Consider the following 3832-nt stretch of genomic DNA (forward strand, 5'->3'; position numbering starts at 1 on the left):
AAGTCGACGGACAGGTAAGACTTCTCACGCTGCTCGTGGCTTTACATCTGCTCGTTTTTTCCGAGTCTCGAACGTGGTTGTCGCCCGCGCAGTCCGTAGGTGTCATGCGACGATGGCACATCGCCGATTCCACCGTGCTGGATGTCCTTCGACGGGTCAGGATTTCGAGTCGGGCGTTACCCATCGCGGTCCGTTTGACGGAGTGTCACGGCTGTCTGCTGGACCCGGTCGGCATCCGTGCGATATTTGATAGCGGGGGATCGATCGATGCGGACGCGGTGCTCTACCGGATCATCCGGCGTGCGTGCGAATCAGCGCTGCTGCGGGACTCACCTTGACTCACCTTGAGGAACGAGATGTCTGTCGGCGCGTCACCAGCCATATTCTCCGGCATGCTTCGACCTCGCGCGAGCGTGTCGGCACGGCGGTTGCTGCATGCTTGAGCCGGATGGGCTTTCCAACCCTACGACGGCCGCGCACTGCCGCGCTTCAGGAGGACCCATGCCATGCCATTCCAATCCTATCTTCCTTACCGCAATTGCACCGTCGATGTCTGCGTGACGCCCGCGAAAACATACGCGCTTGGCGGCGTATACAGGCGGTACCGGGTAACCTGGACCATTTCTTCGCCTGGCCGAACTGGAAATCAGGTCGTCAGTTTCCCTGAGCAGTTCGATTTCCTGTCCGAACAGGAAGCCTTCCGCTACGGGGAGAAGCGGGCGCACACGTTTATTGATTCCATTCTTTCGACACCGTCGCAGCTGCACGGCTTAAGCGACGGACTAGTGCGAGGATGACGTCCTCGACGGTTCCTGGTGCGTGGGACACTGGCGGGCCCGTCTGGGCGCTTTGGCGATGGCCCACGCAAAGGCCCGTGACACTTCATATGAGCCAGGCCCGACAGGTTGCCGCTCGGCTTACCGCTGCTGCCCCGGATCGGCGAGTTGCTGCTGTTCGTCGCACGCATGGTGCGTCGATTCGGATTTCCCGCTCACGTGTCGCCGCGCCGCTTCGATAGAGCGTGCAAGGGCAGGGTCATCGCCATGTTGCCGCGCCGCTGTCTCTGCCAGATCCAGGTACGCTTGTGCGACGCGGCGCAGATCGTCTTCGGAGGCATCTTCGATCCCGATCAGCTTGTTGCTGGCGTCCTTTTGCGATGCCAGCAATTCATTGAGCTTGAGATGCACGGCGACCGAGTCCTTGTTCTGGCTTTGCTGGATGAGGAACACCATGAGGAAGGTGACGATAGTCGTTCCAGTGTTCACGACGAGTTGCCAGCTTTCGGAAAAGTGGAAGAGAGGTCCGCAAACCAGCCAGATCACAATGGAGATGGCCGCCAGCCCGAAGGCGTAAGGCGATCCGGCCCAGCGGGTTACCGCGGCCGCGAACGCATCGAAGGCACGCGAGACGGGATTTCGCCTCGCATACGCGGGACTCGACGTGTTCGGCACGCTCGCGAGCGCATCTGTGGGGCCGCTGCCGCTGCCGTGTGAGGTTTCGTGAGTCATGGCACCTCCCCGTTTTGAACTGTTCGTGTCCGTGGTCACCATCCTGGTGGCATTTGGCGTGCCTGAATCTTGCTACCGGTTTACCGGACCCGTCATGCCTGTGAGCAACGGAACCCGCATCCGGCGTCAGCCGTCGGAAGGCACGCATAACTGCACTGTCGGATGCACGCATCAGGGAGCCAACATGAAGGAGCGAGCGACCGTCATCTGCCGACGTGACGACACGGTTCTGTTCGTGCGTCATCGCATCCGTTGGGCTTTGCCTGGCGGCGCGGTCCGCCCGAACGAAAGTCCATTGCAATGCGCGCATCGCGAGCTCGAGGAGGAGACTTCGCTGGTCGCCGTGTCGTCAGCCTACCTTTGGCAGTTCGTCGGCTTCAACAAGCGCCATCACGTATTCATCGTGGAAATTGCAGACAGCGCAGACCCGCAGCCGCGAAACGAAATACGGAGTTGCAGATGGTTCGTTCCACGCGACATCGGAACACTACTGGTCAGCGTGCCGACGAGGTCGATTCTGGAACTCGCGTCGGGCCGTCGTGGCCACGCCTGGCAATGGACGACTCAAAGACCACGAAAAGCTGGGCCGCACGATGCGCCTCTGCCATGGGAATGACGGGCAGCTGGCCAGTCTCTTTGCCACCGTGCGGGCGGGGGGGGCACGTTTCTCGCGCTGCATGCAGCAGAGCGAATATTGCACGGCCCGATTGGAAAAGTTACGCGAAACGACTGCAAACCCCGACGCGCTCCCATGCGATGCGGGATCAACCCAGGAGGAAGGATGGCAATGAAGCGCGAAGAATTCGAGCAAAAGGTCGGAAGCATATTGCGCGATCACGGTTCCGGCGTGACAGCTGATCTGACTGACGAACTGCTCGCTTACTGGAACGGCCATGGGGTCGCCTATGTGCAGGTTTGCGAGCCGCCGCCGGACACCAGTTATGAAGAATTTGTCATGGACGACGCGCAGTGGAGAAACTGGCGGTCGTGGCTCGAGGCATGGATAGAAGCGCCGATGTTCAGCGTGCGCCCTGAAGTGCACAACTGGCTCTCGGAAGAACCGCCTGCCGACGCTGGAGAGTAGAAGCGGGATGCCATGGCCCGGCCGATAACGGTCCGATGCCCTGTTGATCGGTCTGGGCGTTCCCATGGGCGGGTAGGCGAGTGCAGGGCACCCGCCTACGCCTGCAATAAAGTCTTCGTCACTATGTCGACCGGCCGGTTACTCCGCTAACCATGCCGAGCCGGGATATCACGACTGCGCGTATCGGCCCCGGTGCGGCAGCGTATCGCCCCTGGTCGAAGAACCACCGGGCTCTTCAAAAGGCGGCTGATGCCTGAAGCCCGCGCTGCCCGAAACAATGGCGATAATTGCGCCCACAATGAGTGCGGCAAACGAGTACCAGCTGGCCCGCGCGACACCGCGAGCGGCCTGGTCCGCTGCCTGACGGGCCTGCGGTTCCGCATCCGGACTCGACGCGAATGACGCTGCCGATGCGACGGCTGCCTGGACCTGCTGTCTCGCGGAGTCGATCGACGGGTTTGCCGCTCCTGTCCGGTTCGTTGCCGCTGCGCCGACTTGCGCGCCCGTCGCTGCGACGCTACCGACTGTGTTGACGGCACCCGTGACGATGGAGGTCATGCCGTAGACAACCAGCAGCGTCATGACAGCCCACGCGAGCAGACCGTGGAGCCATCCGAGCACCGGGGCACATCGTCCCGCGAAATAGGACCCGACAAAGACCGCGAGCACCGTCGTCAAGATCATCCAGACACCGGAGCCGAACCCAAAACCTTCGAGCGGATGCGGTTTTGACATCGGCGTTAGCAGCGACGCTCCGATTGCCGTCCCGAGTACGCTCATGATCAGATACACAATCATCGACAGGATGACGCCTGCGATGACGGTGCCCCAGGACAGTCTTGGCAGACCATCGCGCGTGCTGAGCAGTTTCATGATTACCCCCTTGGCGTGCCACGCGCGGTGGCCGGTCGGACACCGCGCGGCGCTTTGGTTGCGCAAACGCCATGCCGTTGCGCCGTGCATTTGGCAGATGCAGGAATGTCACTTCCAGACGACAGCGATCCCGCGCCTGTCATACATGTCTGCCGTGATCAGGTTCCGTGCTTCGGACCGCGCGGCGCATTGTCCGCGCTGGGTTGCAGGTCTGGATCGACGTGATCGTGTTCAGGCGTGTACGAGCCTTGTTCAGGATGATCCTTTCCTTTCGGAACCAGCGTTTCGTCCATGTTGCCGTGCGGCTTCTGTGTGACGGTGCCATCGGGGGCGACGCTCACGTCGCCGTCGTCCGATTGAAGTCTGC

6 protein-coding genes and 1 pseudogene are annotated in these 3832 nt (G+C 61.5%); 4 read left to right on the forward strand and 3 right to left on the reverse strand.

The genetic code is table 11. The features are described 5' to 3' along the window. Nucleotides 1–338: hypothetical protein (locus KFO72_RS41475; protein ID WP_225034520.1), on the forward strand; the 338-nt coding region annotated here is incomplete at its 5' end. 168 nt (nt 339–506) lie between these two features. Beyond that, nucleotides 507–797, forward strand: coding sequence for a hypothetical protein (locus KFO72_RS41480; protein ID WP_082433869.1), 291 nt, complete (start codon nt 507–509; stop codon nt 795–797). Between the two features lie 120 nt (nt 798–917). Here the strand turns inward: KFO72_RS41480 and KFO72_RS41485 are convergent, their stop codons facing one another. Then, nucleotides 918–1508: a low affinity iron permease family protein gene (locus tag KFO72_RS41485; protein ID WP_082845516.1), complete on the reverse strand. Its 591-nt coding sequence runs from the start codon at nt 1506–1508 to the stop codon at nt 918–920. Between KFO72_RS41485 and KFO72_RS41490 the strand changes: the two genes are divergently transcribed. Continuing rightward, the gene (locus tag KFO72_RS41490; RefSeq protein ID WP_225034521.1) at nt 1507–2124 is read left to right on the forward strand and encodes an NUDIX hydrolase; all 618 of its coding nucleotides are present in this window, start codon (nt 1507–1509) and stop codon (nt 2122–2124) included. The genes KFO72_RS41485 and KFO72_RS41490 overlap by 2 nt on opposite strands. A 171-nt stretch (nt 2125–2295) precedes the next feature. Next, the gene (locus KFO72_RS41495) at nt 2296–2592 is read left to right on the forward strand and encodes a hypothetical protein (protein ID WP_225034522.1); all 297 of its coding nucleotides are present in this window, start codon (nt 2296–2298) and stop codon (nt 2590–2592) included. Nucleotides 2593–2760: 168 nt separating this feature from the next. Here the strand turns inward: KFO72_RS41495 and KFO72_RS41500 are convergent, their stop codons facing one another. Then, on the reverse strand, nt 2761–3465 hold the full coding sequence (locus tag KFO72_RS41500) for a hypothetical protein (RefSeq protein ID WP_062918807.1): 705 nt from the start codon (nt 3463–3465) through the stop codon (nt 2761–2763). 158 nt (nt 3466–3623) lie between these two features. Next, a pseudogene (locus tag KFO72_RS41505) lies at nt 3624–3832 on the reverse strand (hypothetical protein); the annotation flags it as partial.

The organism is Paraburkholderia sp. XV, from assembly GCF_020177535.1.
In the GTDB taxonomy this organism is placed as follows: domain Bacteria; phylum Pseudomonadota; class Gammaproteobacteria; order Burkholderiales; family Burkholderiaceae; genus Paraburkholderia; species Paraburkholderia caribensis.

Bases quoted from the DNA above. Each gene is read 5' to 3' on its own strand.
- KFO72_RS41495 (WP_225034522.1), top strand. From the start codon at position 2,296: ATGAAGCGCGAAGAATTCGAGCAAAAGGTCGGAAGCATATTGCGCGAT.
- KFO72_RS41500 (WP_062918807.1), bottom strand. From the start codon at position 3,465: ATGAAACTGCTCAGCACGCGCGATGGTCTGCCAAGACTGTCCTGGGGC.
- KFO72_RS41480 (WP_082433869.1), top strand. From the start codon at position 507: ATGCCATTCCAATCCTATCTTCCTTACCGCAATTGCACCGTCGATGTC.
- KFO72_RS41490 (WP_225034521.1), top strand. From the start codon at position 1,507: ATGGCACCTCCCCGTTTTGAACTGTTCGTGTCCGTGGTCACCATCCTG.
- KFO72_RS41485 (WP_082845516.1), bottom strand. From the start codon at position 1,508: ATGACTCACGAAACCTCACACGGCAGCGGCAGCGGCCCCACAGATGCG.